Origin of the sequence: Vulcanisaeta sp. JCM 16159 (genome assembly GCF_001316265.1) — an archaeon.
Lineage (GTDB): Archaea > Thermoproteota > Thermoprotei > Thermoproteales > Thermocladiaceae > Vulcanisaeta.
This window is the reverse complement of sequence record NZ_BBDN01000009.1, coordinates 54,245-79,629: the sequence shown is the minus strand read 5'-3', so window position 1 is coordinate 79,629 and position 25,385 is coordinate 54,245. Positions and strand designations below refer to the sequence as shown.

Genomic DNA, 25,385 nt, shown 5'->3' with positions numbered 1-25,385 from the left:
GCTAAATCACCTTACCAACCTTAACACTGCGTATAACCCTATCTGGATAATTACTTGTAATGTCGTCAACACCCACGTCAACAAGACGCCTCGCCTCCTCCTCATCATTCACAGTCCAGGCACCGACCTTCAGCCCGAGCCTATGTGCCATCTCGATGCCCTTTCTATCAATTAAATCATGAGATGCATGTAGCCATTGCGCATTTAGTTTCTTAGCGATGTCAATGAACCAAGAAACCCTGCCAACAAATATTACGCCAATCTCCATGTCCCTATCAATAGCCCTAACATTACTCAGAGCATCAAAGTCAAAGGAAATTATTTGTGCGTCAACATTATATCGCCTAATTAAATCAATAACCTTACCCTCAATGCCAGGGTAATAATCACTACCACGCTTAATCTCAACCTTATACTTAATCCTCCTACCAAACTCCCTAAACACCTCCTCAAGCGTTGGTACCCTAACGTCACGCCACTTACCACCAAACCTAACACCCGCGTCAAGCCTCTTTATCTCCGCCAGAGTTAAGTCCTTAACAAAGCCACTACCATTTGTCGTCCTATCAACCGTGAAGTCATGAATAACCACGACCTCACCATCCCTAGTCATGTGGACATCAAGCTCAACACCATCAACACCCATGTCAATGGCCATCCTAAATGATGGCAACGTATTCTCAGGGGCATAACCCATGGCACCCCTATGGCCAAAAACCAAAACCATATCCTTGTCGTTTTAACCTAAAATGATTAAAGTAATTAAACATTACTGACGTCTCTCAATACCTGGGATTATTAAGCCTTGAATGAATACTTAACGCTTTAGTTCTCGCTATGGTATTGTATTACGTATTTATTATATTTATTCTCTGTGTATTTATAATCTATAATCCATATGCCCACGGAATCTCCCTAGCCCAACCCAGGGCTCTCTGTACAGCTGCCCTCCAGCCCTTATACAATCGTTCCCTTGTTTCCACGTCCATCCTTGGTTTAAACACCCTGTCTAATTTCCAGTTCCTTGCGATTTCACCTAGACTCTTCCAGAGGCCCACGGCTAATCCTGCCAAGTAACCTGCACCCAATGACGTTGTTTCAAATATTACTGGTCTCCAGACCTCAATACCCGTTATGTCGGCCTGGAACTGCATTAGGAAGTTATTCCTGGCTGCGCCACCATCGACCTTAATCCTCGGTATCTTAATTCCCGTATCATTAATCATAGCCTCGAGAACATCCCTATTTAGATACGCTATTGCCTCAAGGACAGCCCTGGCGATGTGTTTCCTCTCCGTTCCACGCGTAATGCCTATTATGAGACCACGGGCATACTGATCCCAATACGGTGCACCAAGCCCGGTGAATGCCGGTACAAAGTAAACACCGCCAGTATCGGGGGCTGAGACTGCCAATGTTCTATCTCGTCGGAAACCTCTATTATCTTGAGACCATCCCTCAACCACTGCACGGCCGCTCCGGTGATGAATATACTACCCTCAAGCGCGTACTTAGCCTTGCCCTCCTCAATGGAGTAGTAAACCGTGGTTAATAGATTTGCCTTAGACCTTACTGGTGCATCCCCAATATTCATTAATATGAAGTTCCCGGTACCATAGGTCGACTTAACTTCACCGACATCAAAACCGACTTGGCCGAATAAAGCAGCCTGCTGATCACCAGCATCACCACAAACAGGTATGCTCACACCGCCTAATAATTGAGAAACCTCCGGGCCCGTATAACCGTATATCCTCCTATCACTTGATGGTCTTGGTAATGGCAGTATATCCCTAGGTATTTTGCCTCAATCTCGAGCAATTCATCATCCCAATCAAGCTTATGTATGTTAAAGATCATGGTCCTGGAAGCATTACTATAATCGGTAACGTGGGCACCACCCATCTCCGGTGTTAATACGTCCTTATTGCCCCTGGTCAGGTTCCAAATTATCCAGGTATCTATCGTACCAAAAATAACCTCACCCCTTTTCGCCTTATCCCTAAGCCCAGGTACATTATCAAGAAGCCACCAAATCTTTGTCCCGGAGAAATAAGCGTCAGGAACAAGGCCGGTCCTTTCCTGAATAACACTGTGGTAATTCTGCCTTAGGTAATCCACGAGTTGTGACGTTCTCCTATCCTGCCAGACTATGGCGTTGTGGATTGGTTGTCCATTTCTTGGATCCCAAATGACCGTGGTTTCACGCTGATTAGTAATACCGATTGCCGCTATCTCCCTTGGGTCAACCTTAGTATATTCAAGGACCTCCTTAATCACGAGCCTCGTCTTCTCCCAAATCTCCAATGGATCATGCTCGACCCAGGCAGGCTTTGGGTAAATCTGTGTATGCTCGTGATATGCATAGCCTATTATTGAACCATCTCGAGAAACCAAGGCAGCCCTCGTACCAGTGGTTCCCTGATCTATAACCAAGACAAAACTCTTCTCATGCGTCATGACCTAGTAAATACGCATGCATTATTTAGGGTTTACCCAAGTACTGCTTAATAAGTGAGGAATAGTTCGTTAATTTGTGGAGATCGGCCATCTCACGTGGCTACGGACCCACAACGCTAAGTATAACGTATCAAGTAGCGGAGTACTGCCAATACCATTAAACGAAATAGAGGGCCTTGGCGAAGCAGGTAATTTAACCGATGAATTAATGCACATTTACGGCGTTGATAGAGGGAATCTGGCAATCACACATGGCACTCAGGAGGGCAATTTCGCCGCCTTAACCGCACTTAGGGAATTGGGACTTATCGAACACGTAATTACCGTAATACCCGAATACGAACCAATAAGGGTATTGCCTAAATTCTTACATTTAAGGCAAACGGAATTAAACATCGATGATTCATTGACTGAGTTATTTAATCATATCGAGATGGGCTCGGCACTCTTCTTCTCAAATCCAAACAACCCACTCGGCATATTCTTGAACAAGAAGTTGCTTTGGGAGTTAAGTGATGAATTGAGGCGGAAGAAGGCCTACGCCGTTATTGATTCAATATTCCTGGAGTTCGTGGAGAACAATCTCAGGGGACTACCTATGGAGAACATGATATTCACCTTCAGCACATCGAAATTCTACACGATGAATGAACTCAAGGTTGGTTGGGTAATCGGCGATAATAAGGTAATAAAGGAGATAAATGGAGTAATTGATTTAGTTAGCCCTCTCGTTATTGACCTAAACCTAAGGTATACATCAATACTCCTACGAAACAGGAATTGGGTTAAGGAGAGGAATTTAGGTATTATTGTGCCGAACATTGATACCATGAGAAAGATGATTAATGACGCCCATGATTACGTCAATATTAGCTACGTCGAGTACATGCCGATATTCTACATGAGAATTAGATGCCAGGGAATCACAGGAAGCGACCTTGCAAGAAAAATGCTAAGTAAGGATGTACTGACAGTACCTGGGCAATACTTTGGTAAAGATGATGGTATTAGGGTTGGTTTAGGGTCGGTTAAGAGAGATATATTTGAGGAAGCAATGAGAATAATAATGAATGTAATCAATGAAGAATGCGGAAGAAAGTGAATGTATTGGGCTCCATGCCCGACGGATGCCGGCTCACAGGCCCGCGCTCCCGCGGGGCTCATCGGCACGGGAATCAATAAGAACTAATAACTTCAGCAAATAAGTCTTACTCATGATTCAACATGAATTAATAAAACACCATAGTGCAATGAATATTTAAATTAGTACATGGCAAAGTAAGTATTATGGGATTAAGAATAACGATAGTACTAGTGACTGTACTATTCTCAATAATAGCCATAATAATTATCGCTCATCAATTATACACAATAAATACTCACAGTAATCCTCCACTTAATGAAACAAACCGTATTAATAATACAATGATTACGCAAGCGATGAAGAATTATAATGGTAGTGGGATTAATTATACAACAATTATGATCGAGAGGGATACAATGGCTAGAAATAAGCATGTAACTAGGTTATGTAATGGTTAATCAGCGGCGGGATCTATCATTAAGGCTCAGCCCGAAAAATAACACCAGAGGAATAATCCCGTCAACATCACTAAATCCGCAATACTTAAACCAAGAACTTTAAAGAAATACCTACAAAACATCAACATTAAAGGCCGGGATAATTCAATTTCTGGTGCGGGGGGTGGGATTTGAACCCACGCAGGCCTTCGCCAACGGGACCTGAACCCGTCCCCTTTGACCTGGCTCGGGCACCCCCGCGGGGTAATGCTTCTTTACGGGATTTTTTTAACTTTTTAGTTATTTTCCTGGGCATTCTATCCGTGCGAGGAATGCCTCGGTTTTGTATATCCTTCTTCTGTGGTGTTTGTATGTTAGTGGTATTGTTATTATCACCTTGTCTAGCACGTTCATTACGCATCCCCAGGAGTTAACCTTATTGTGTACATAGTCTAGGGTATTCAGTTTATGTATTGTGTATACCATGTTGCCATGGTTTATTGCTGTTGCTAGGAACTTAATATCAAGACCCCTCTCTGACTGTATTCCAAAGGGTGGATTTTGAAATACTACGTCGAACCTACCCAGTAATGCTATGTTCCTTACATCACTTGCAATAAAATCCACGTTATTTAATCCATAATTGTTGGCTGATTCCTTGGCTATGGCCAAGGCCTCTGGGTCGATGTCTACGCATATTACCTGTCTAGCACCCATTAATGCCGCGGCTATTGCAAACCTGCCGGTGCCGCATCCCAGATCGAGTATCCTGGCGTTTGCTAGGTGATTCCTCATGTATGCGTCCCAGATAGCTACGGCAACAATATTTGCATCTGTTATATATTGCTCAAGATTTAATTTCGGTGATTTATAACCCGGTATACCTTGAATGAGTAGTTCGAGGTCTCGAAGTCTACGAATATCAGCACCTCTGACCATCCTCATTGATCAGCTACCGACGTGTTCATCACATTACCTAATTAGGATTACTCCTCACTATTTAACTCCTCGCCAGTGACTATCCTAGCGGGCTTGGCGATACTTCTAACATGCCTGCTGAAGGCTGCCTCCGCTATGTCGGCCGCCAGCGCAACCATTAATTGCCCCTCGTGTATTGAGGCCGTTAGTAATCCACTCAGTCCTACGCAACCCATGTTGGCTAGCTCGAGCATGTTATTAAGCATGTGTTCCCTATCGAGTAGGACCTTCAAGGCATTGTTTATGTTATTGTCCAGGTATGAGTAGACCGCCCTCATTATGTACGTCCAAACATTCCTGAGTTTCTCGCCTATTTCACGCCTACACTGGGTTGCCTGCACTCTCATGAAGGCATTTGATAGCCTGTCAAGGGCGTCTGCCGCGTGCTCTAGGTTCTTCACGACTATGGTATCGTCAATGGCCCTCTTTGGGTCCCTGAAGGATAGCTTCTTAATTGTCCTTAGCGCCAGGAAGTATAGCTTGTCCATCTGATCGTCAAGCTCGAGCACCTCTTTCAATAGATCCTCTTTGTTTGACTCCAGGTAATCAATGAATTTGCTGAACATGGAATTTAGTATATTAGCCATACTATTAATCACCTCATTAAGGTCGACATTAGACTCGCTGGTGGCCACCTTAATTAATACGCTACCATCACCCTCGAGCATGAGCGAGCCCGGCAACTTCTTCTCGACGCTTGAGAAGGCCTTTCTAATCACGTCCTTCTGCCCAATAACCTCAACATTATCATAACCCTCAATGTAGCTGGCAATGATTACCCTAGTCGTCTCATCAATTGAACCGCCAAGCGATATGCTGACCTCATTGGTCTCGCCACCGGCCTGCGTAATTGGCTTAACAACGATTACCTTACCCACAAGCTTATCTCAACAACATCGCCAATACCAACACTAAGTACATCAAGCCACCGCTTAGGCAGTGTGATCCCAATACTCTTCTCACCAATCCTAATAACCCTCCTGTAAATTGAGGACACGCATATAGGGTATAACTGGGTATAAAAAACTAAGCCTTAAGTAATATTTCTCTACCCCATATATACCAACCCCCGCCAAATATATAGTTAGCGACAGCTGGGTATTAGAAACCTAAGTAATCAAGATTTATTAAGTACTCAACATAAAGTAGGTATATGCAGAGACCTAGGTTTAGGAAGGTGGCCGTTGGTGGGACCTTTGATACACTGCATACAGGACACACTGCATTATTATTTACGGCACTTAACTACGGACGCAAGGTACTTGTTGGCGTCACAAGTGATGAGTTCGCCCAAGCCTATAAGACATATAAGGTTAAACCATTGAAGATTAGGTTCCTCAACCTTAGGAGCTTGATTAGGGAGCTAGGCGGCAATGACCGTGATGTGATAATTGACGTTATTAATGACCCATATGGCCCAACGATTGTTGATCCAACCGTGGATGCGATAGTGGTGAGCCTGGAGACATTACCAAGGGCCATTGAGATTAATAACCTTAGGAGGGAAAGAGGATTACGGCCTCTGTATATTATTGCAGTACCTATAATTAAGGATGGATTCGGTAATAAGGTATCTAGTACATTAATAAGGGATAGGACAGGCACCAGAGAACTAAGTGACTAGGTTTATACTCATGTCCTCGGTCAGGGACTCTATTACTTGGGATATGTATTGACTTAATTGCCTGACGTTTCTTATGGTGCTCGTGTCCATGATCACCCTGCCAGTACCCATCTCCTCAACCCTGAGCGGTACTTGGTTAATGTCATTTATGTTTATGAACCTCCTGACATAGGATAATATAGAGTTCGTGTATATGGTCTTCACTGAACCATCACGCCTATACTCAACCAGGTACTTAGACAGCAGGTACTTAACGAGCCTATAGGTTTCCCAATCCTCCCTGAGTTCTATACCGAGACCCACGCTAATTATGTCTCTATTCAATACCGATATGTATGGCGATGGAGTTAAATCATTAGTTAATAAGTAATTAAGCAATTGGCTTGCAACCTTAAGAGCAGAGTCTACGTCCTGCCGGTTAGCCTTGTCCTCAGTATCCTTGTCTGTGTGGTAGACGTCCCAGTAATTATCAAGGCTTGACAATGTCATTGACGGTATGCCATTCATTTCGAAATTAAGAGAGTCAAAGTAAGGCTTTGGCAACTCCCACTGCGTACTAATTAGTTGGCTTAATTGCATTGATAAGTCCTCACTCGTGTGTATTACGTACTGCCTACCAACAACGTCTAAGTTAAGCACGGCATACACATTATTAAGCAGGTTCCTCCTTTCGAGGTACTCGACGTACCTAGTGGATCCATAGGCCCAATAAAGGCTTGCAAAACCTGGGTTACCAGCCTCCTCGGCCGTAAATGAAATGAATATCAAGCCCCTCTTCATGGATGATCTCTCCTTAACCGCATCAAGTAGAATGGAAGCCCCTAAACCAACGCCTAGGCAATTGTCTGCATATCCGGTTAACCAATGATCGTGGTGCACGGCTAATATTACCGACTCCTCCTTGTCACTCTCGAGATTGACAATGAGATTATAACCAGTACCCAATCTAGCCTCCACATCACTCACGAACTCCACCTCCTCACCAACGTGCTTGCTCAGCTCATCACCGACTTCCTTAGATACCGTGAGTGCAGGCATTACAGGTGGTGGCGCCCTATCCCAGGAATAGTCGGGTGTTGCCGTCACCACTATCCTCCTAATAACGCTGGGGTACCTGTCCCTAAAAATAACTGCCAAGCGCCCTTCTCCATCGCCCTTATGTATATGTACTTCGCATCATCCATGTCCTCGGGAAAATCCGTAAGCAGTACCTTACCCTCCGAGTCATTTATGTCCATGGTAAGCTTACCCCTATCGGAACCGCCCAATGTCAGTGGCATGCTTAACGCCTTAAACTCGTTATTACCGTGCACCACCCTCGAAAACCTATCCCTCCAGACAAGGACACTGACAGGCTGTAATTCATATGAGAATAACGGATTATCTATCTGGTTTAGGAACCATTCTATGAAGTCGTACTCAGCAACGGATCCGCCCACCAGGTCTGTGTATGATGAGCACTTCTTAGCGATATTAAACGCTATTGTTAATTCAGACACATGGGCTAATGCACAGAGATAAATATAAGTATAGCGTAGCGGTAAAGGATATGGATGGCCGGTCTAAGGCGTATAACGAGATATTATAGGCGTTTAATAACCGCAGTGTTACTCATGGTATTGATTATTTTAATCATCATTAAAGGCCGTAACTTTAACATAGACAGAATCTACAGAAAGTCAGAAAAATTCATCGAGAGGTCTGTGAAAAATAGGAGATTATTTCGTTAAGGAGATTGGATACATATTCGTAATCCCTCCTACGCCTAGCCTTGGCGAACCTCGGCTTTAGGTTTGGGTATTCCTTAAGGACTTCCCTGGCTATTATCCTCAGCAATGTCATCCCTTCACTATTTAATACACCGTCTGAGTAGTACATTGAGTATGGATTCAGTAATTCCTCGATATACCTAATCACGGCTTTATTGACCATTTTAATCCTAGGGCTATTACCCTAAGGGCCTATTTATGGCTTCCATGTGATGGCCAGTATTGAACCAATCAAGAGCAATATGAAACCAAGTAGCCCAAGGAAGAATCTATCCGAAACGAAAAATCCTATTATTGCTAATACGAGAAGTATAATACCAGTACTATGCACAGCATTTGCCTCGCTTAACCTGCCCAGTATTATTGAGAAATAAATGGCTAATATGCTTATTATGAGGCCTATAATGCTTATGATCATTAATATCATTGGTAGTAGTGGTATTACAGACAACATTGGGTAGTAATTGAGCCTATGGAGGACGTAGTAATGAGGTAATAATATCCTGGCAAATACCGCGAATAAAAGCTCAATTACTGAACTAATTACCATAAAGATACTGCCTATCAATGATAATACATATGCAGTGCGTGGAGTTGCACCCTGCGTCCCTGGTTGTTGACCCATACCATGAACGGTCATGCAATATTCCTTAAAAACTATTCTCACTTTCATTTTTGAGGAATCATTCAACCTCCTTTCCTATAAGGTTCCTCGCAATTATTAGTCTCATTACATTCTGCGTTCCCTCCGCACCAACGTAGTAGCTCAGGCTCCTAGGAATGCCCTGGCTATTGGGGTCTCCTTGAAGTAACTAACGCCGCCAAACCACTTCATGACCTCTAGGCCAACGTCTATCGCGGCCTCCACGGCAAGCATCTTAGCCATGGCCCCTGCATTGGCAATATCGAGTATGGAAACCGAGGAATCACCCCTATAGAACTTGTCCGCAAGCCAGGCAGCCCTATATACCATGAGCCTGGCAGCCTCAAGCCTAGTACTTAACTCGGCATATTTGAAGCTTATTGATTGGTATGAGGAGATTGGCTTACCAAAGACAACCCTACTCCTTATCCATTCCCTGCCCTGCTCAAGCATCCAACGGGCCGTCCCAAGGGCCGCGGCGCCGATCAATGTCCTGGCAACATCGAAGCCTCCATGGCTATCTTAAACCCGTTATTTACCTCACCAAGCACGAACTCGGATCCACAGGTGCACCATTAAGTCTCAGATAGCCAGTTGGTATTCCCCTCCTACCCCACTCCTCGTAATCCCTTGTTTCAAATCCCGTGTTAACGACCCCATTCCTCTTGACCATGAATAGCATGGTCGTTATAGCCCTATGCTTAGCCTCAATGGTCCTGTCCTCGTTATTGTTACAAAGCCACCACCATAGGGAAGCCTAAGGGCTATTGAAACGCCGGTCACCATGTTCTTCTCACCTGTGATTAGCCACCTACCATTGACGAGCTTCGCCTCGGTCCTCTCGCCAGCCACGTCACTACCTCCCTGGGGCTCCGTGGATGCTATACCGATCCAGGCCTCACCCTTGGTCAGCCTCGTCAGGACCTCCTCCTTAACACTATCCTTAGCGTAACGCTGAACTATGAAGGGCCAGGCAGTCTCTAGTAAAAAGTATACCGGGACCGCGAGGCTCGGGTCTGCGTAGGCCAACTCCTCAGCGGCTATTGCCGCCATTAGGAGGGAACCCTCCGAACCACCGTATTTAGAACTGAGTGTTAAGCCAACTAAGCCGTGCTCGGCGAGCCTAGGTATTAATTCAAGGAGTGAGTACTTACCCTCATCAAGGTCTACCCAGTGAGGTTTTATGTAACGCTCGCCAAACTCCCTAACCGAATCCCTGAACAGAACCTCCTCCCTACTGAGATCAAAATCCATTAATGATCAAGATTTAAGGGTACATAAAAGCATAACCTTATGACCATTATACTAATGAGAATTCACTATGATAATGCACTAAGAACGAAAGAACTATATATTAGTCATTAAAAATACAGTTATGTGAGTGTTTCGGGGTTTGCGGATTTACCGTTACATACGGGCCACGTACCACCGTGGCTCTACAGTAGGATGGTTAAACTTAGTGGACTTATTGTTGAGTTACTGGTTGATGAGCACGGTATTAGGGACACCATTAAATTATTCTCTAATCCACTCTTCTTTCAGGCATTTAATAACATGATTGGTATGGATTGGGACTCCTCAGGCAGTACCACGATAACCACCGCGGCGCTTAAGGAGGCATTATCGAAGAAGGATGTGGGTATTAAGGTTGTTGGTGGCAAGGGGGTTTACGCAATTAATACGCCCGTTGAGATTGAGGAATTGGGTAGGGTTTGGGATGTTGATGTTGAGAGACTTAAGCTTATGTCTAGGCTTTCGGCTAAGATTGATAATACGGCGTTGCAGGACGGTTATAGGCTTTATCACCATGCAATGATGATTGGTTCCGATGGTACCTGGGCAATAATTCAACAGGGTATGAATGAGAAGACCCGGTATGCAAGGAGGTACCACATTTGGATGGAAAACGATTTACTGAATGAGCCTCACACGGGTATTGTTGGTGTTAAGGGTAATTACGCACTTAACATGGTAAGTAGAATGAGCAGTGATGCCAGGGTAACCATACTTGACCTGGTTCATCAAGACGCTAACAAGGTGATTAAGGATTGGGCATTGGTTAGGGCTATGATGAGGGGCGACTCCACAATACTCACGTACTTGGGTAAGGAACAGCCTAAGTACTATAATCCATACATAAGCGGTGTCTTTAGGCCGTACATGGCCTCAATAAATGAGGATGCCATTAAAAGGGCAAGGGATGCAAGTGACTTTAAGGATCTACTGCTCGTTAGGGGCTTGGGGCCTAGCACGATGCTCGCCCTGGCATTAATAGCGGAGTTAGTCTATAGGGACCGTGTTGATTGGGAGGACCCGGCAAACGTTGATCCAAGGAGATATACATTCGCGCTTGGTGGTAAGGATGGATCTCCATACCCAGTCAATAGGGAGGTTTATGATGCGGTAATTGATGTAATGCAAGCAATAGTTGATGCGGCGAAAAGGGATAGGGGATTAACCATGTATCTAAAACATTTAGCAAAGGTTGCTAAGCAATGGAATCTACCCACCGACCTGGTGAGACCGACACCGCCCTAATTATGAGCGAGCCATTAATACTTGGGTTAATTCATCAGTAGTTATCTCATTAATTACAATGCCCATTTTGGTTAGGTTATTAATGACTGCGTTAATGTCCATGTCAGGGTACATGATTATTGATAATTTTGATGTTGCTCGATCATACATTAAACTCACGATACCATCAACGGCCTTGCTCATCGCAATCTCTAGTTCATTAAAATCCACGTCACTTTTGACGCTCACGTTCATTATTACCTTCCTAAGTAATAACCCAACACCTAATGAAAGCACTGACTGCGCAATGTCGCTGAAGTTAACATTACTTGTATCGTAGGTTATTACAAGGTCATTATTGAAGAATTTCATGAGCAATACCCCGTTCAGCATTGACAATGCATTCATTACTAGGTCAAGGCATTCCCTACAGTTAGATTGTACCTTAATAATCCTAGTAACCTCCACGGTATGTCAAGTAATTCAATTAGAATTAATACCATTCTTCTAAATGCTGATCAAGTAATTCATGTGTTTACTCTCAATTAACGCCTCATTAATTAGGTGATGTCTCATGAATCTAATAGACCTATACTTACTGCCACATACTGGGCATCTCCTAGACCTTGGTATCTTACTACACTCACTATGTAAGTGCATGTAAAGCTCTGTCATTGTGTCAAATGACTTCCCACAGAGTTTGCATGTTGGCATTGACGGTCAGAACTACAGGGGAATTAAAAAGCTTTAACCTCATTCCCTAACGAGGTCTGGGTAATACTCACGAAGAACCCTCTTAATATCGACCCTAGGCGCGAAACTAAATATGGCACTTAGACTTATCAAGTAGAAACGCTCCTTATCCGAGTTGTATAGGTCATACACCTGGGAGAACTTCGCCTTAAACTCCGTGTACTCCCTCTCGTCAATCTCCTTACCCCTTGGATCATTTACGAAGTCTATCAACTCCCTAATATCACTACCGAATAACCAGCCATTCACGCCATCTGTTATTAACTCAACTGCGGCGCCATCCCTAGACGCTATGCTCGGCACGCCATTTATTGCGGCCTTCATGAAGCTCGTACCACTGGCCTCCCAGCCAGGGAATGGCGTGAACAGTAGTACGTCAATTCCCTTGAGTATTGTCTTGGCCTTGTTAACGTCATAGTCATGTATATAAACAACGTTTTTGTACTTCCTGTGCAACTCCCTGAACTTCTTCATGTATATCAAGCCGTCCTTATCCATTGGATGCGACTTACCACCTAATACGAAAATAACATCATTAAATTCATCCTCCTCTATTAACCTAACCATAAAGTGAGGTCTCTTGTACAGCGTCATTCTCCTAACCCACGCGACGACAAATGAGGTGTCATTCAACTCGATGGATTTATACGACCTAATTAGACCCTGCAGCTCCTTCTTTAATCGGGACTTAATGAGGGCGAGGCTCTCCCTCGTTAGTGATCCCCTCTCATAGAGCATCCTTATTTCCGGGTCCATCCACCTATTTAGGTCGACGCCGTTTGTTATGAACCTGGCCTTATTAATGAATTGAGGTATTACCTTCCTCATTATGTCGTAGTGCTTTGATGAAACCATTATCACCTCCCAGGCCATTGCAGCCCCAATGCTCGTTAGGACCACGGGGTCCTCAATAAACCTGTAACCAGTCTCCTCCTCAAAGAGCTTGTTTGGGAATGACGGATGCCCCCAGGGACCTGGCGTGTGAATAATGAGCCTATACCTGCCAGGTATTCTCAGTGTTATTGGTACCATGGCCGCGTAAGCCTCCTGAAGGTCTATGTACCTAACATTCTCAAGCCCCACATTCCTCCTAATGAACTCCACGGCACCCCTCGCAAGGAATATGTACTTCAGAAACTTCTCCTCAACACTACTCTCTATGTATATCCTATCCGTCAACCTCAAGGCCCACTCGGGCCCCCTAGGCTCTAGGAATACTGCATGCGCGGAACCTAGGCGGTACTCCCATGCATTAACCTCCACATTCTCATTCCTTAACCTAACCGTGAAGGTATCCACAAGCCTTAATGACCCAAGGAAGGACTTAGGTTGCGGTTGTGGCTTTGGTATTGGATTATCATACTCATCAAAGTCATAGTCAACATAACCATTCCTGTACAAGAGGGTTACCACGTAGTAGTTAAGGCCTAGTGCCGCGGCTCCGTAGAACTTATCACCCTCAAGAACACCAAGGCCGCCAGCGTATGTATATCCCATGTCCAGTGCTAGGTCAGGCGTTATGCTGATTACCGCATTTGAGTAATCATCCATACAATACCAATAACACAAGACAGTATATTAAAGTAGTACCAATAATGGAAATAGGCTTGATAGCCATTCACGAGAAAGCAGTGATTAGTAACGATAGTAATACTAGGGTTATTACCCTCGAAATCTCAAGAATGAAACCGTAAAGGTCACCAACGGCACCCCCAAGGCTTTTCTGAAGCGCCGTAAATATTAATACGCTGAGGGCAATGGTCACCAAGGCCACTAATATACCAATTAATCTCAGCAACAGATAGGTAATCATTAGGCCTGCAACTAACGTGATAACGATTAAATGGACCCTCTCCTTACTATACCTAGTCAACTGCCAACCCAACCCCCTATGGCGAGGCTCCTTACCGATCACACCGCAGAGACAGCATGAGGATTTAGATACCACCTCTGCAATGAGTAATGACTGCCACAAGATCCCTATTAAATTAGATATTGATGAGATAGCCAGGACTATCAGTAACACGACCATGGCTATCGATGCGGAGCCCCTATGCGGTCCTTAAGCACCCTTATCCTATCCTCAATTGACCCTCTAACCATTAATGCATCAATAATGTCTGCAAAGCCATCAATGTGATTAAGCCCCGTCAATACGAGAAGTAGTAAGTATGTAATTGATGCAATAAATAAGCCATTATGTATAAAGAAACCCAGGTAATAACCAAGAAGTCCAGGTAATAACCCCGTTATTGGCGGTATAATTATTATTGCAATCCACGCGTTTATTAATGCCCTTGAAACATCGTGAGAGCCACCAATTGGTATAATTGTGAAGAACGTAATCACAGCCCTTAAATCGTCAATGATATCCCTCATTCCCATTTTAACCTCACCAACTCACCGCAGAATTAATCCATTTAAGCATGTTCAGTAAGGCCTGCGTTATTATCATTAAATCAAACCTCTCGAGCCTCATCATCAATAACCCGCTATCTATCCCAGCTAATTAAGTTTATTTGATTAATTCTCCTTGATCGGTATCGAAGATAAAACTTTTTATTCTACATCACTGTAGAGGAACGACTAGGTAAGCTATGGTGCCATTGAAATTTATTGAGGATAGTGTCATATTGGCAATTACGTATGGCCTAATAGCCTGAGAGGGGTTGGTAGGATTAATGTACAACCTGGGTGGCCATGCTCTTAGGTGCGGCGCTCACGATGGTGCTTGGCATACTCACGCCTAGTCAGGCTTTATCCTCCGTAAATCTTGATGTTATTCTATTCCTAATCTCACTATTCACGATATCATCAGCACTCGAGGTTAGTGGATTCTTCAGTTATCTGGCATATAGGTTATTAATTAGCAGCCGTAGCATGAACAAGTTAATACTCAAGGTGTTTGGGTTATCAGCCCTATTATCACTCGCCCTCTCGAACGACGGCATTGCCGGCTCATTTACACCGGTGATAGTATCTATGAGAAGGCAAGCTAAGATCAGCGTCAAGCCATTACTTTACGCACTGGCCTTTGGTGTAACCATAGGCAGTGTGGCGTTGCCCGTTGGTAACCCACAGAACTTGCTAATTGCTCTAGAGTCAGGTATGCCGAAACCCTTCATATTATTTGCATTTTATTTATTACCACCAACAATAATTAACATATTGATAACATACCCACTACTGCTCCTATTATTTCATGGAAGTAATGACGATATCGTAATTAACGAGACAAGGAGACCTGAGGAACTACTTGTCAACAAGAGACTTGCTTATACGGCAATAATAATATTATTAACGCTAATACCACTCTATTTCATAACAGACGTCTTCAACGTAAGCCCATACCTAACCCCCGTGACTCTAACATTCATGGGCGCTTCAATAATTTACCTAGCAAGCGGTAGCGATAGGAGAGTTGTTGCTCATAATGTTGACTGGACCACGATACTATTCTTCATGGGATTATTCATAGTTAGCGAGGGAGCTCTTGAGTCAGGCGTACTTAATGTGCTGGCTAATTACCTGCCGCAACCAACGACATTAATAGGAGTTTTTATATCGGGTTTATTCCTTAGTCAAGTCATTAGTAATGTTCCCATGGTGGCGCTTTACATACCATTAATGAAAGAGTTAGGGGTTTTACCGAGTAATTCCGTTATTTGGATTGGTTTGGCCGCGTCAAGTACGATAGCGGGGAACTTAACATTAATTGGTGCTGCGAGTAATGTAATAATCAGTGAAGCCAGTGAGAAAAGGGGCGGTGAGGGCTTCGGGTTTTTGGAGTTCATGAAATACGGCGTCCCTATCACGATTGTGAATACCGCGATTTATTATGCATGGTTAAGTTACGTTCATATACCGATCTAGCTCTGTTTTTCAATAGTTATTGGACAAAATGTTTTTAAACTATAGTAATGCTGATGTGATGGAGATTGAAATGCGTATCTACGGTATAGCCATATTTGAAGTTAATAAGGACTTCGATGTGGCTATCCTCGATCTCGAGAATTCTGGCTTGCATAGGCTCGAGTATATGGAAATCGATCCAGACCTAGCCACTTACTTAGACATGGCCGAGGAGGAGTTTGGAGACACCCTTGGTAAGTATAGGACGATTAAGGATTACATCTTTGAGTATGAGAATGAGAGGCTAGTGCTCATTAGGTTCTTCATGCAGGGTAAGCGTGTTATTAAGGTATTACTCGTAAGCCTTAGGGCTGGTACACTTAGAAGCATCGTTAAGAGGCTCGAGAATATTGGTTGGAATAGGCTATTCATGTTCGAGATCAAGAGATTAATGAGGAGCGTTAAGTACACTGATCACTAAGTCGAGCATTCATCCAACTCCTTATCAAGGCCTACTAGGAATCCAGTATCAAGTATGTCGAGCCAATCAACAACACCATTAATTGGATCACCCTTTAGTACATGATCAATCACGTACTTAACAATCTCCTGTACGCTCTTACCCGTTGTATCCACCTCAATTACCTTATCCTTACCAAATAGATCAATGGCCATGCTTAGTGATGAACCAACAACCTCGGCAAGCACATTCTCAATAACCTTGCACCGGGGCCAGTTCCTCGTTATTAACCTGCGCATTAACTCGGTGGGGTTGAGCCTAAGTACGATACACCAATCAATCAATGCCTTATCAATCAAGTTTATGGCCACCGTATCAATTATGTATGAACCCAAATCACTTAGTCTCCTCATAATTAATTCACGTGCCTCTTTTCATCAGTTACGTAATTCGTGAGAAGCCTAGGTCCCATTTAAGGAGTGGCCTTATAACCTCGTTCACATCTATTAATGCTGTGTTGAATATCCTAGAAAGTTCTGTGGCTACCGTGGTCTTCCCAACACCTGGGGAACCGGTTATTAATAGTCGAACCATTTTGAACCATCACTATTCATTTCATGCTTAACACGCCTTACATCCCTTGGGAATGGCACCGCATCCCTGATGTGATCAAGCCCGCAAACCCACATCACCAGCCTATCAACACCGAGACCAAAACCTGCATGTGGCACTGAGCCATACCTCCTAAGGTCCAGGTACCAATCATAATCCTCAGGCCTAAGCCCAAACCTCTTAATCTTACCGAGTAGCTCCTCATAGTCGTAAATACGCTCACCACCACCAACAATCTCCCCATAACCCTCCGGTGCAAGTACATCAACACTCAGTGTGTCTCCGGCCTACTTGGGTCATTCCTGTGATAGAATGCCTTAACCTGCTCAGGGAAGTGGTGTAGGAGGATTGGCTTATCGAACTGCATCGTTAACACCCTCTCCTCATCAGCCCCAATATCGTCACCCCACTTAATCTTCAACCCCTTGGACTGAAGGATCTCAATCGCCTCATCATAACTGACCTTGTAAAACGGCGGCTTTACATTCTCCAGAATCTTCGTATCCCTATTCAATAGCTTCAACTCATCCTGTCTCTCCTCAAGGACCTTATTAACGATGTACGTGATTAAATCCTCAAGCAGGTTAAGCAGTCCGTCGAATTGAAGCCAAGCCTCCTCAGCCTCGGCATGCCAAACTCCGTCAAATGCCTCCTAGTCCTTGAAGGCTCAGCCTGAAGCTGGGCGCCACCGTGTAAACCTTCTCAAGGGCGTATATCAAAACCTCGAGATAGAACTGGGATGACTGCGTTAGGTATACGTCCTCCCTATCAAAGTACTTAACAGGGAATAACGTGGCACCACCCTCGACGGCTGCCGATACGAACATAGGCCCCTGAACCTCGTAATAACCCCTGGACCTGAAGAATTCATGAATTGCGCCAAACACCGTATGCCTAACCCTAAGCACAGCCCACATCCTCCTACTCCTAACCCACAAATGCCTAACATCAAGTAAATACTCACTGTCTGCCTTGGCGGCATCCTCATTTATTGGGAATGAATCACCAACGTAATACCAATCAATGCTTTTGACATGGATCTCAGCACCACCTGGCGCCCTCGGCTCCTTCTTGATGGTACCCGTTAACACGAGTGATGATTCTATGTTCAGTTTAGACGCTATGCCCGCCACATTGGGGTCGGACTTACTAACAACAGTCTGGATTATGCCACTACCGTCCCTAATAACCAGGAATATCTTATCCTTCAACTCCCTCTTCCTATATACCCAACCCCTTATTGTAACCTCGGCACCCTCGTTTAGGCTAAAAACATCTTTTATGCTCATCGCCTTATTCCATATTAAAATGGGTCACGAATCTTGTAAACAAACCAACCAGTTATAAAGCTTATCTTCATAATGACTGCTCAGCAGGTCTTGAGGAGTATATTGCGTGGACTACGAGCCTCTCGCCATCATTGGGGCATGTCTCATCAACCACCTTACCAACATAATCCCCAAGCCTATACGGTATCGTCTTAGAATAGCCACAACGAGGGCATGTCAAAACCTCAACATCACCACCGATTGCCGATGGACCCTTTAACTCGGCCTCCCTAACCTGTGTAAGCGACTCCTTAATAACCCTATAATACTTATTATTCATTATTATTCCAATTAGCAATGCCACTACAAAAATTACGAGACTCACCACCGTTATGTAGTAGTACTCGAAACTCACCGCGTATATGAGAACTGAGCATTTAAATAAATTACTAACTACTGAGCAACACCGCCCGTATTACCAACACCAATAAGTATAACCTCCTCATTCTCCCTAACGTTCTCCCTAATAACCCTCTTAACCCTCTCCACAGCCTCATTAACCGCACTCTCAACATCCTTAGTCATGGCCGATAAGGCTCGGGTAAGCCCATCTTAATTAGTATGGCGTAGAGCGGTATTCCATATTTACTGGCGGTCCTCTCTATATTGAACCTCTCAACGCCAATACCGCCCATGGCAACGCCAATGCCCTCGGCTATTGAACCCGTCTTCTCTCCCTCAAATTTTAGCGCGGCATCCACGGTGATTATTATCCTTGGCTTAACACCAACCCTCTCTATCAAATATATTATGCCATCATCGAGATTACCAACAGTGCCCCCAGGACCCCTAGCCTTAACAACATAGACCCTCCTACCCTCAAAGTCGCAAAGTCCTATGTACGTGTCCTTAACATTATGCGTAAGTTCAGTTAATCCCGAACAACTCCTCATGAACCTGTACGCCGTTAATGGGCCTGCTGCGTCACCAACAGGCTGACCCTTTAGGAAAGTTGATATTGCACCGTTCAATGCGTTGACGTACTCCCTAATGATTGGTAATATCATGTATAATTGCATCATTAACGCCGGATTCTTATACTTATTACTCAGCCTATAATAATGCATCACCACCTTATATAGGTAGTTCAACTCCCTTAAACCATCGACTGCATCAACCACATTCTGGACAAGGGGCCTATCGATATTCGGTAATAAAGTCCTTATTGAGTCCTCAAGTTTTTCATTATAGGAGGTCACAAGCAATTTAAGGGTCCTCATCAATCCCGTTGGTTCAGCGCTAACGGGCTCTATGACCACAAACTCCATGAGATCTTGTATTGTTTTCTCGATTAAGCCTTTATTCGTTGGTTGGGATGAACCATTTGACTTTAGTAGTTGGTTAATGTGATTAATAACTAGGTTAACGTTATTCGTTATTAACCTACCTAGGCTATTGAGGAAGTTTCCCACGCTGTATGAGTACCACATTATTGCCATGTAATTCTGGAAGTAAGGTGTGAGTGATAGTATGATTATTATACCCCAGATGATCCAAAATATTATCGTTGAAATATAGGAGTTGCCTTGGTTACTTCCAGCCTGTAGTAATACCTGAAGTAAAATCATGAGTATGTTCATCAATTAACAATGATAAGTACTAGTTTTAAAAACATTCTGAGCATGAGTGATCAAAATTAGTATGGGTGTTAAGAAATGCTGTGGCTCCTATTCACGACAGGCGCGTGTAACTTGAAGTGCTCATACTGCGGAGGATCCTTTGAACCACGCGTTGTGCCCTGGAAAGTGACTTATAATGCTGATAAGTTGAAACGATTAATTGAGGGGGATGCTGACGCTACCGTGATTTTTTTACGGCGGTGAACCACTGCTTAATCCACGCTTTATAATGTGGGCCATGGATAACATTAAGGCGAAGAGGTTTGGAATTCAAACTAATGGTACCCTCGTTAATTTACTGCCCAGGGATTATTGGAGGAGGATGGACGTAGTTTTACTATCCATTGATGGTAGAGAAATCGTTACCGACGCCAATAGAGGTAGGGGTGTTTATAGGGCTGTTGTCAATGCGTTCAATTACCTAAGGAATATAGGCATCAAGAGGCTTATTGCCAGGATGACTGTTACGGAATTAACGGACATCTATGATGATGTCACGCACCTGCTGAACCTTGGTTTTGACTATGTTCATTGGCAGTTGAATGTTATATGGACAAGAAAATGGGACGTTATGGTATGGGCAAACAATAATTACCTGCCAGGTATTAAGAAGTTGACGGATTTATTCCTAAAGAATGCAGAGAAGGGTAGGGTATTAGGTATAGTGCCGATACTTGGTATATTAAACGCATACCTATTTAGGCCATACGAGGGACCACCCTGCGGTGCAGGTTATAGGGCGGTCGCCGTATCAACCGATGGCAGGGTACTGGCATGCCCAATAGCCGTCAGGGAGGGGTGGGCGGTCCTTGGTGATGTTAATAATGGATTTAGACTGATGGAAATAAGGCTACCTGAGATGTGCATGAAGTGCGAGTTTAGGCCCTATTGTGGTGGTAGATGTCTATACGCGTTAATGGAGGGTGAGAAGTACTGGGGTAAAGATGGTGTTGAGGCCGTGGACTACGTGACTAGGGAAACGATAAGGACCGTGCTGACGATAGCACCTCAGATAAAGGAGCTTATGAATAAAGGCATCATCAATAGTAATGAGTTGATTTACGACCCAATACTTGACTCGACGGAGATAATACCATAGGTGCACCTAAAAAAATAAAAGGGAAACGCTAGGGATAATACTAGGCCCCGTAGCTCAGTCAGGAAGAGCGGCGGCCTTCGGAGCCGTAGGTCGTGGGTTCAAATCCCACCGGGGCCGCCACTTTTACATTCAACCCCTAATTAATCATCACCATAATCATTCCCGATACCCATGTCAGCCATTCACGGAAGACTTAAATACATGCTTGCCAGCCAATGGCTGGCAAGCCCATGGTTGATTGCCAGCTCATGAGCATTGGGGAGATAAATAATGAGCAGAGGCTATTAATCCTTAATTATTTATTAAGTAAGGGTGTCAAGCCCCGTGACCTCGGCGTCACATATGACTATATTAGCAAGGTCAGGCGCGGCGCCGCCAGGTCGGTGACGGCTTATTATGCTCGATGCTCAGGCTCCTCACGGTTGAGGAGCTCCAAGCCCTACTAAAGGCTGGGTACCGGAGAAGCGTGCCACACTTAGTGATGCCCTTAGGGTAATCATCACGGCAAGGGAAGACCCCTCATTCAGGGAGCAGTTCCTGGCCTTGTTGTCGAGGTACCTCGGCGATTATGTGCAGGCTATTGGCAAGACCTGGCATGTGACTCGGGAGGACATTGAGGCCTATGTCAAGGCAATGAGGCTCAGGGGTGTTAAGGATAAGACCTTGAGGGATAGGCTCTACTACATCCAGCGTGCCCTGTCCGACATGGATTGGACACTCAGTCCCGAGGGTATTCGTGATTATCTCGCCGAGGTTCTTGAGGAGGATGGGCAGAACGTGGCTAGGCACATTTCGGCTAGCCTGAAGTCCCTACTGAAGAATGTGCTTCAGCCCCGTGATCCAGGGCTGTTTGGCATCCTCTATAATAGCTTCAAGGTCATTAAGTCCAGGCCTAGTAATAGGGCCAGGCTACCAACCCTTGACGAGCTAAGGCAAGTCCTGGCTGGTATTGAGTCGATAGAGGCTAAGGTGTATTTCCTAATCCTTGCTGAGGCTGGCTTGAGGCCGAGTGAGCCCTTCCTAGTCACAATGGATGATGTGGACTTGGAGCATGGGATGCTCAGGATTGGTAAGGTGACTGAGACCAAGCGTGCCTTTGTGGCCTTTCTTAGGCCTGAGACCCTCGAGTTCATTAGGAGCCAGTACCTGCCCAGGCGTGACAAGTTCGTTAGCAACATAACCAAGCCCATTGAGGCGAGTAAGTGGTTTGGGCAGGAGGTCATTGATAGGCTCAGGCAGAGGTTCCTACCCTTTGACCAGGGCAGGCTTAGGCGTGAGATTAAGGAGTCGGCTAGGCAAGTCCTCAACAGGGACTTTGAATTGTATGAGCTTAGGAAGTTCTTTGCCACTTGGATGATTAGCAGGGGCGTGCCAGAGAGTATTGTTAATACGCTCCAGGGTAGGGCTCCACCGAGTGAGTATCGAGTCTTGATTGAGCATTATTGGTCGCCAAGGCATGAGGAGTTGCGCCAGTGGTATTTGAGGCATGCTCCATGCCTATTATGCTGATTGGGGTAATGCTTAAATAGGCCGGGCTCAAGTCTCATCATGGTGGGGGCGGGGCCCTTGATTTCGAATGAATATTGAAAAGAATGTAATCGCAATAAAGAGTAAGGCCATAAGGGCAACCCCCGCCCGACGGATTTCGAAATGAATAGCCCCGCCATTCGGCGGGGCTGGCTTCATAGGATTCTCACGACATCATTAATGCCCACAATCCTAGCCCCAGCCCTTTCAAATACTCCCAAGCCCCTTTCCAACTCCTCATCAAGCCCTATACCATAACTCCTTGGGTTAATCACGTAGACTGGCTTTGCATTAGCAAACCTAGCCAGGTGGCATGTGCCACAAACGCCGTTACTCCTCAATCGTGGCTCTATAATGATTATTAACTCCGCAATTTCACCCATGCGTATTGTCCTACCCACGAAGTTCCTGCCGGCAGGAATAATGCGTATTGGTAGTCCTAGGCATTTATTGAACCAGCCAGTGGCCTGGCTTGGTAGGTAAGCCTCAATAATGCCACCACTCCCAATTGCCCCCTGGAGGGCATGCCAATCGACGCCACGGGCACAGCCGTTAATGAGGGTGTGGCCCCGCTTGGCGACTAAACTGCCGAGCCACTTGGCAATCATGAGGCTCTTAGGGCTAGCATCCCTGGAGCCCGCAATGAGTACCCTCATAAGTCACCTACCCAAGCAGGCACCTCGTGATGCAGTCATTATAGCACCTCCACCAATCCTCACTACCCTCAGTATGGGTCTTACACTTCCTATCGCATTTCTCCTGGCACTTAAGGAGTCTCATGGGCGTTGCCCAAAGCCGGTAACCCGTAATTAGTTAGAACCCAGGGGCAATGCCCCTGGGATGTATTGGAGGGCGTGCACATTATGGCGCCTTCATAATTTCTGTAACTTGATTCTCCATATTGCTTATGCCGTCCAGCACCCTCTCCCTGGCGATATTAAGTAATTCATGCATCAATGTTAATATTACATCCTTTCTTCGCGTGAAATACATTCTTGGCGTTTCAATATAAACGGCTCTAGGTTCAATGCGTATTATAATTTCTTTTTTTTCGCGGATATGCGTATACTCGCCCTCTTGTATTCTCTATCAATGAATAATGTAACGCTAAAGGAACCCATCCAAGTGGCAGTTAATTCGTCGGGCCATAACTTGACGTGTAAATCCATTTCCCTCAATATTTTAGCCAAGTACGGCGCAGTGGGCACGGTTTAGGGTTGGGGAAGCCCCTAATTAGTCCTCAAGCCCAAGCCTCCTGAGGGTTGCCCTCGAGAATGCCCAGTACAGGTCACGCTCATCAAAACACTTGATATTGCCCCTATCCAAAATGGGCTTTACTACCCTAGCCAACGCCCTAGCCCGCCTCTGGCGGGCTTGGTTAATGGCGTTAGTGATTATTGGCTCGACCTCATCGAGCCACTTCCTAAGTCCCTCAATGTCATTCCTGGCCAGGTACTCCCTCACGGTTTTGATTATCCCAAGCCTATCCATTAAGCCCCTTACCAAGGGGCTTTTAATTAGGGCCTTTTGAAGGGTATCCTAGCCACCTTTGGAGCTTGTCTGGCTACTTCGTACTCATTCCTGGCAATCGCCAGAATGGTCTCACGCCACTGCCTAAAGAACTTGTCCTGGGGCACGTCATACTTAATTGCTAAGTCCTTCATGTAGTCAGTAATGTAGTGGACGGCGGGTGAGTAGGGGAGTACGTAGGTGCCCCTCATTGGGGCTCCACGGGACTTCAATTCATTAGCCGTATTATCACCGGGCAGTGCCTGGTTCACTATTAGGAAGACGTCTGGCGTGGGCACGCCCATTTGGGCTCGTTGGTTAATCACCGCACTCACTAGCTCAAGCACTTCCATTGCCTCGTCCTGGTGTGTTGAGCCGGCCTTGACGATGACATTCACGACTCTGGCCATCATTAGTACTGCCCAGGCGAGGGGCTTGAATATTGTGCTTGGCACATCAATGAGGACTAGGCTAGGCATGTAGCGGGCAAGCTTGTTGATGATGAGCTCGGCAAGGTCATTATACAGTGCCCACCCGACCTTGTCAGGGTCATTATTCATTTTCGAGAGTATGTAGGATAGTGCCCAATCAATCCTGTGCGCTTCAATAGTCCCACTGGGTATTAGGGCTATTTGCTGGGTTAGGGCTGGCGTGATGTCAGGGCTTGAGTCCTGGTACGGGTAGTACTTTGCCGTGATGTAGTTCCAGAAGCCATTGCTCCGTAATGGTGGTACTCCGAGGAGTTTTGATAGTGTACTATTGGCTCCATAGGCGAGGTCGAGGACGCCAATATTGCCGAAGCCGGCCCCAGCCTGGCCTAGGGCGTAGGCCATATTAGCCGTAATCGTGCTAGTCCCAACGCCGCCCTTGCCACCGGCTAGGTTCACGATGGTTGGTATGTTAATGCTAGCTCCACGAGCCATGCCTTGGGAGGGCTTTTAATTAGGATTGGGTGGGGAAGGGGGAAAGAAATTGATTGTTTTTAAGGAGCATGCCTTGTCTTCAAGGCCTCTTAACCACTCACGTAGCCCTCGAATGACTTGCCACTTGGCGTGTAGGCGTAGACTTGGTAGGCATTGCCCAGGCCGCAGGAGCCGGTGAGGCGTATTGTGAC

General features: G+C 45.2%; 25 protein-coding genes, 2 tRNA genes and 6 pseudogenes. 10 read left to right on the top strand and 23 right to left on the bottom strand.

Translation table 11 applies throughout. The features are described from left to right. Position 1: 1 nt before the first annotated feature. The gene (locus tag JCM16159_RS09730) at positions 2-727 is read right to left on the bottom strand and encodes a glycerophosphodiester phosphodiesterase (RefSeq protein ID WP_054857693.1); all 726 of its coding nucleotides are present in this window, start codon (positions 725-727) and stop codon (positions 2-4) included. Between the two features lie 160 nt (positions 728-887). After that, positions 888-2,460, bottom strand: a pseudogene (gene glpK / locus JCM16159_RS19255) (glycerol kinase GlpK). A 76-nt stretch (positions 2,461-2,536) separates the two neighbouring features. On the opposite strand from glpK, the gene JCM16159_RS09720 reads away from it, so the two are divergent. Together JCM16159_RS09720 and JCM16159_RS09715 are read left to right on the top strand one after the other, a co-directional pair. After that, positions 2,537-3,562, top strand: coding sequence for a pyridoxal phosphate-dependent aminotransferase (locus JCM16159_RS09720; protein ID WP_054857692.1), 1,026 nt, complete (start codon positions 2,537-2,539; stop codon positions 3,560-3,562). Between the two features lie 185 nt (positions 3,563-3,747). Next, positions 3,748-4,002, top strand: a complete 255-nt coding sequence (locus JCM16159_RS09715) for a hypothetical protein (RefSeq protein ID WP_054857691.1) — start codon at positions 3,748-3,750, stop codon at positions 4,000-4,002. 152 nt (positions 4,003-4,154) lie between these two features. Here the strand turns inward: JCM16159_RS09715 and JCM16159_RS09710 are convergent. The 4 genes from JCM16159_RS09710 to JCM16159_RS19250 all read right to left on the bottom strand — a co-directional run bounded on the left by JCM16159_RS09710 (position 4,155) and on the right by JCM16159_RS19250 (position 5,956). Then, a tRNA-Leu gene (locus JCM16159_RS09710) sits at positions 4,155-4,242 on the bottom strand. 39 nt (positions 4,243-4,281) lie between these two features. Further along, positions 4,282-4,926, bottom strand: coding sequence for an METTL5 family protein (locus tag JCM16159_RS09705; protein WP_054857690.1), 645 nt, complete (start codon positions 4,924-4,926; stop codon positions 4,282-4,284). 41 nt (positions 4,927-4,967) lie between these two features. After that, complete coding sequence (locus JCM16159_RS09700) at positions 4,968-5,837, bottom strand: PhoU domain-containing protein (protein WP_243666529.1); 870 nt, start codon at positions 5,835-5,837, stop codon at positions 4,968-4,970. Next, the gene (locus tag JCM16159_RS19250; RefSeq protein WP_367834436.1) at positions 5,825-5,956 is read right to left on the bottom strand and encodes a hypothetical protein; all 132 of its coding nucleotides are present in this window, start codon (positions 5,954-5,956) and stop codon (positions 5,825-5,827) included. The genes JCM16159_RS09700 and JCM16159_RS19250 overlap by 13 nt, the downstream gene beginning before the upstream one ends. 156 nt (positions 5,957-6,112) lie before the next feature. On the opposite strand from JCM16159_RS19250, the gene JCM16159_RS09695 reads away from it, so the two are divergent. After that, a complete protein-coding gene (locus JCM16159_RS09695; protein WP_054854472.1) occupies positions 6,113-6,583 on the top strand; it encodes a pantetheine-phosphate adenylyltransferase in 471 nt (156 codons plus the stop codon). On the opposite strand, the gene JCM16159_RS09690 is transcribed toward JCM16159_RS09695, so the two are convergent. The 5 genes and pseudogenes from JCM16159_RS09690 to JCM16159_RS09675 form a co-directional block, all read right to left on the bottom strand. Next, positions 6,572-7,720, bottom strand: a complete 1,149-nt coding sequence (locus JCM16159_RS09690; protein ID WP_243666528.1) for a M28 family peptidase — start codon at positions 7,718-7,720, stop codon at positions 6,572-6,574. The genes JCM16159_RS09695 and JCM16159_RS09690 overlap by 12 nt on opposite strands. Then, positions 7,672-8,082, bottom strand: coding sequence for a hypothetical protein (locus JCM16159_RS16705; protein WP_243666527.1), 411 nt, complete (start codon positions 8,080-8,082; stop codon positions 7,672-7,674). Before JCM16159_RS16705 ends, JCM16159_RS09690 begins: the two co-directional genes overlap by 49 nt. A gap of 190 nt (positions 8,083-8,272) precedes the next feature. Further along, complete coding sequence (locus tag JCM16159_RS09685; protein WP_054857689.1) at positions 8,273-8,515, bottom strand: hypothetical protein; 243 nt, start codon at positions 8,513-8,515, stop codon at positions 8,273-8,275. 33 nt (positions 8,516-8,548) lie between these two features. Beyond that, positions 8,549-8,977 (bottom strand): hypothetical protein, encoded by a 429-nt coding sequence (locus tag JCM16159_RS09680; RefSeq protein ID WP_054857688.1) that lies wholly within the window; start codon positions 8,975-8,977, stop codon positions 8,549-8,551. 58 nt (positions 8,978-9,035) lie between these two features. Beyond that, positions 9,036-10,249, bottom strand: a pseudogene (locus JCM16159_RS09675) (acyl-CoA dehydrogenase family protein). Positions 10,250-10,372: 123 nt separating this feature from the next. Here JCM16159_RS09675 and JCM16159_RS09670 point away from each other — a divergent pair. After that, entirely contained in the window at positions 10,373-11,533 is a 1,161-nt protein-coding gene (locus JCM16159_RS09670; protein WP_054857687.1) for a DUF763 domain-containing protein, read from the top strand. Here the strand turns inward: JCM16159_RS09670 and JCM16159_RS09665 are convergent, their stop codons facing one another. The 4 genes and pseudogenes from JCM16159_RS09665 to JCM16159_RS09650 form a co-directional block, all read right to left on the bottom strand. Then, the gene (locus JCM16159_RS09665; RefSeq protein WP_054857686.1) at positions 11,534-11,980 is read right to left on the bottom strand and encodes a hypothetical protein; all 447 of its coding nucleotides are present in this window, start codon (positions 11,978-11,980) and stop codon (positions 11,534-11,536) included. Positions 11,981-12,019: 39 nt separating this feature from the next. Continuing rightward, the gene (locus tag JCM16159_RS09660) at positions 12,020-12,226 is read right to left on the bottom strand and encodes a hypothetical protein (protein WP_054857685.1); all 207 of its coding nucleotides are present in this window, start codon (positions 12,224-12,226) and stop codon (positions 12,020-12,022) included. Between the two features lie 39 nt (positions 12,227-12,265). Then, positions 12,266-13,816, bottom strand: a complete 1,551-nt coding sequence (locus tag JCM16159_RS09655; RefSeq protein WP_054857684.1) for a glycogen/starch/alpha-glucan phosphorylase — start codon at positions 13,814-13,816, stop codon at positions 12,266-12,268. 67 nt (positions 13,817-13,883) lie between these two features. Next, positions 13,884-14,644: pseudogene (locus JCM16159_RS09650) on the bottom strand (adenosylcobinamide-GDP ribazoletransferase). A gap of 321 nt (positions 14,645-14,965) precedes the next feature. Here JCM16159_RS09650 and JCM16159_RS09645 point away from each other — a divergent pair. After that, positions 14,966-16,138 carry an SLC13 family permease gene (locus tag JCM16159_RS09645; RefSeq protein WP_243666544.1) on the top strand — a complete coding sequence of 391 codons (1,173 nt, stop codon included), beginning with the start codon at positions 14,966-14,968 and terminating at the stop codon, positions 16,136-16,138. 58 nt (positions 16,139-16,196) lie between these two features. Further along, the gene (locus JCM16159_RS09640) at positions 16,197-16,598 is read left to right on the top strand and encodes a hypothetical protein (protein ID WP_243666526.1); all 402 of its coding nucleotides are present in this window, start codon (positions 16,197-16,199) and stop codon (positions 16,596-16,598) included. Here JCM16159_RS09640 and JCM16159_RS09635 read toward each other — a convergent pair. The 5 genes and pseudogenes from JCM16159_RS09635 to JCM16159_RS09620 form a co-directional block, all read right to left on the bottom strand. Continuing rightward, positions 16,595-16,990, bottom strand: a complete 396-nt coding sequence (locus tag JCM16159_RS09635) for a hypothetical protein (RefSeq protein WP_054857683.1) — start codon at positions 16,988-16,990, stop codon at positions 16,595-16,597. The genes JCM16159_RS09640 and JCM16159_RS09635 overlap by 4 nt on opposite strands. 28 nt (positions 16,991-17,018) lie before the next feature. Further along, positions 17,019-17,171 (bottom strand): AAA family ATPase, encoded by a 153-nt coding sequence (locus JCM16159_RS16700; RefSeq protein WP_243666525.1) that lies wholly within the window; start codon positions 17,169-17,171, stop codon positions 17,019-17,021. Then, a pseudogene (gene asnS, locus JCM16159_RS09630) lies at positions 17,156-18,478 on the bottom strand (asparagine--tRNA ligase). Before asnS ends, JCM16159_RS16700 begins: the two are co-directional and overlap by 16 nt. Positions 18,479-18,545: 67 nt before the next feature. Further along, positions 18,546-18,872, bottom strand: coding sequence for a hypothetical protein (locus JCM16159_RS09625; RefSeq protein ID WP_054857682.1), 327 nt, complete (start codon positions 18,870-18,872; stop codon positions 18,546-18,548). A gap of 38 nt (positions 18,873-18,910) precedes the next feature. Continuing rightward, a pseudogene (locus tag JCM16159_RS09620) lies at positions 18,911-20,085 on the bottom strand (DUF1512 domain-containing protein). Between the two features lie 87 nt (positions 20,086-20,172). On the opposite strand from JCM16159_RS09620, the pseudogene JCM16159_RS09615 reads away from it, so the two are divergent. The 4 genes and pseudogenes from JCM16159_RS09615 to JCM16159_RS09600 all read left to right on the top strand — a co-directional run bounded on the left by JCM16159_RS09615 (position 20,173) and on the right by JCM16159_RS09600 (position 22,744). Continuing rightward, positions 20,173-21,235: pseudogene (locus tag JCM16159_RS09615) on the top strand (TIGR04084 family radical SAM/SPASM domain-containing protein). A 43-nt stretch (positions 21,236-21,278) separates the two neighbouring features. Next, positions 21,279-21,355, top strand: a tRNA-Arg gene (locus JCM16159_RS09610). Positions 21,356-21,450: 95 nt separating this feature from the next. After that, positions 21,451-21,681 (top strand): hypothetical protein, encoded by a 231-nt coding sequence (locus JCM16159_RS09605; RefSeq protein ID WP_054857681.1) that lies wholly within the window; start codon positions 21,451-21,453, stop codon positions 21,679-21,681. 100 nt (positions 21,682-21,781) lie between these two features. Beyond that, the gene (locus tag JCM16159_RS09600; protein ID WP_054857680.1) at positions 21,782-22,744 is read left to right on the top strand and encodes a site-specific integrase; all 963 of its coding nucleotides are present in this window, start codon (positions 21,782-21,784) and stop codon (positions 22,742-22,744) included. Between the two features lie 173 nt (positions 22,745-22,917). On the opposite strand, the gene JCM16159_RS09595 is transcribed toward JCM16159_RS09600, so the two are convergent. From JCM16159_RS09595 to JCM16159_RS09585, 3 genes are all read right to left on the bottom strand, one after another. Continuing rightward, positions 22,918-23,418 (bottom strand): DNA-processing protein DprA, encoded by a 501-nt coding sequence (locus JCM16159_RS09595; RefSeq protein ID WP_054857679.1) that lies wholly within the window; start codon positions 23,416-23,418, stop codon positions 22,918-22,920. Between the two features lie 577 nt (positions 23,419-23,995). Then, on the bottom strand, positions 23,996-24,253 hold the full coding sequence (locus JCM16159_RS09590) for a hypothetical protein (protein WP_243666524.1): 258 nt from the start codon (positions 24,251-24,253) through the stop codon (positions 23,996-23,998). Positions 24,254-24,279: 26 nt separating this feature from the next. Beyond that, entirely contained in the window at positions 24,280-25,194 is a 915-nt protein-coding gene (locus JCM16159_RS09585) for a P-loop NTPase (RefSeq protein ID WP_054857677.1), read from the bottom strand. Between the last annotated feature and the right edge of the window lie 191 nt (positions 25,195-25,385).

What these genes read in the sequence shown, in the direction of transcription:
- JCM16159_RS09730 (WP_054857693.1), bottom strand. Translation starts at nt 727, where the DNA reads ATGGTTTTGGTTTTTGGCCATAGGGGTGCCATGGGTTATGCCCCTGAG.
- JCM16159_RS09635 (WP_054857683.1), bottom strand. Translation starts at nt 16,990, where the DNA reads ATGAGGAGACTAAGTGATTTGGGTTCATACATAATTGATACGGTGGCC.
- JCM16159_RS09590 (WP_243666524.1), bottom strand. Translation starts at nt 24,253, where the DNA reads ATGGATAGGCTTGGGATAATCAAAACCGTGAGGGAGTACCTGGCCAGG.
- JCM16159_RS09705 (WP_054857690.1), bottom strand. Translation starts at nt 4,926, where the DNA reads ATGAGGATGGTCAGAGGTGCTGATATTCGTAGACTTCGAGACCTCGAA.
- JCM16159_RS09680 (WP_054857688.1), bottom strand. Translation starts at nt 8,977, where the DNA reads ATGGGTCAACAACCAGGGACGCAGGGTGCAACTCCACGCACTGCATAT.
- JCM16159_RS09685 (WP_054857689.1), bottom strand. Translation starts at nt 8,515, where the DNA reads ATGGTCAATAAAGCCGTGATTAGGTATATCGAGGAATTACTGAATCCA.
- JCM16159_RS09715 (WP_054857691.1), top strand. Translation starts at nt 3,748, where the DNA reads ATGGGATTAAGAATAACGATAGTACTAGTGACTGTACTATTCTCAATA.
- JCM16159_RS09605 (WP_054857681.1), top strand. Translation starts at nt 21,451, where the DNA reads ATGGCTGGCAAGCCCATGGTTGATTGCCAGCTCATGAGCATTGGGGAG.
- JCM16159_RS09645 (WP_243666544.1), top strand. Translation starts at nt 14,966, where the DNA reads ATGCTCTTAGGTGCGGCGCTCACGATGGTGCTTGGCATACTCACGCCT.
- JCM16159_RS09585 (WP_054857677.1), bottom strand. Translation starts at nt 25,194, where the DNA reads ATGGCTCGTGGAGCTAGCATTAACATACCAACCATCGTGAACCTAGCC.
- JCM16159_RS09695 (WP_054854472.1), top strand. Translation starts at nt 6,113, where the DNA reads ATGCAGAGACCTAGGTTTAGGAAGGTGGCCGTTGGTGGGACCTTTGAT.
- JCM16159_RS09640 (WP_243666526.1), top strand. Translation starts at nt 16,197, where the DNA reads ATGGAGATTGAAATGCGTATCTACGGTATAGCCATATTTGAAGTTAAT.
- JCM16159_RS09655 (WP_054857684.1), bottom strand. Translation starts at nt 13,816, where the DNA reads ATGGATGATTACTCAAATGCGGTAATCAGCATAACGCCTGACCTAGCA.
- JCM16159_RS09660 (WP_054857685.1), bottom strand. Translation starts at nt 12,226, where the DNA reads ATGCCAACATGCAAACTCTGTGGGAAGTCATTTGACACAATGACAGAG.
- JCM16159_RS16700 (WP_243666525.1), bottom strand. Translation starts at nt 17,171, where the DNA reads ATGGTTCGACTATTAATAACCGGTTCCCCAGGTGTTGGGAAGACCACG.
- JCM16159_RS09595 (WP_054857679.1), bottom strand. Translation starts at nt 23,418, where the DNA reads ATGAGGGTACTCATTGCGGGCTCCAGGGATGCTAGCCCTAAGAGCCTC.